Here is a 1,181-nt window from a genome sequence, read left to right on the forward strand (position 1 = left end):
CGTGTTGGGGCGGGCGGCGGGGGCAATCTGGGCCATCACATTGCCTAGTACGCGCTCCCGCATGCCGGCCGGCGGGGTCACGGCATGGGCTTCGGCATACAACCCCAGCGCGGCCTGTATCTGCGCCAGCTCGGCCCGCACCTCGGGATGGCTGGCGACCTGGGCCTCCACGGCGGCCTGCTCGGCGGCCGAGAGTTCACCGAAAGCGTACAGCTCCAGGATGCCCGATTCGATATAGTCTTGGAAATTTTCCACGGTTAGGTTCAGCGAATAAGTTTGCTTAGGACTTTGATGGCAGTGCGGGCGCGGGTCTTCACCGTCCCCAAGGGGATGTTGAGTTCCTCCGCTACCTCACTTTGGGTGAAGCCCTCGAAATAGAGCATATCAATTATCTGGCGTTGCTCGGGAATCAGCTTTTGGGTAATTTCCTGCAAGCCAATGTGTTCGGGGCGAAAGGCCGTCGGCGCTGCCTGGCGTTGCGCGGTCAGACTGTCATCCAGCCCCGTTGTTTTGCTACCTACGCGGTGCTGTCGCGAGCGGATTTTATCAATGCTCAAATTGCGACAAATATTCAGCACCCAGGTGAACAAGCGGCCCTTGGTGGGGTCGTAGCTGGCAAAGGCATTCCAGATTTTGACCAGGGCCTCCTGCAACACGTCCTCGGCTTCGTCTTCGGCTTTGACGATTCGAAAAATGACGCCGTAAAGGGCCGAGGAATATCGGTCGTAGAACAGCGTCATGGCCGATTCGTCGCGGGCCTGAAGGCGCCGGACCAAGTCCTCCTCAGCGGCGGGTGGAAGGGAAATTAGCGGGTTATCGGACACGGGAGTAGCTGAAGGTGAATAATGAAGCGGAAGGTGGGCAGCGATGAGCGCGAAAGTACATTGTGCGACCCAATTGGGCGGTATACGGTACCGGCCGCTTCGTAACCGGCCGACCCGGCTTCCAGTTTACCGAAAGCCGGGCTGGCCGCCGCCGCGCCCGGCATTTAGCGGGGCTGCCCGTACCTTTCGGCTTCCTTCCGTCCTCTCTTACCTGAGCTATGTCCATCGAATCCTTCAACCCGCACACCGGCCGGGTGCTGCGCCGCTTCACCCCGTTCACCTGGGCCAAAACCCAACGCCTGCTGGGACAGGCCCACCGCGCCGCCCCCGCCTGGGCGGCCACCACCTTCGCCCACC

The 1,181-nt window shown here is 61.2% G+C and carries 1 protein-coding gene and 1 pseudogene; both read right to left on the reverse strand.

Annotated features, from left to right (window positions below; translation table 11 throughout):
- Positions 1-255 (reverse strand): annotated as a pseudogene (locus ACYVDE_RS23495) (anti-sigma factor); the annotation flags it as partial.
- A gap of 8 nt (positions 256-263) precedes the next feature.
- Entirely contained in the window at positions 264-740 is a 477-nt protein-coding gene (locus tag ACYVDE_RS23500) for an RNA polymerase sigma factor (protein WP_460503952.1), read from the reverse strand.
- Positions 741-1,181: the final 441 nt, after the last annotated feature.

This window comes from Hymenobacter agri (genome assembly GCF_054778495.1).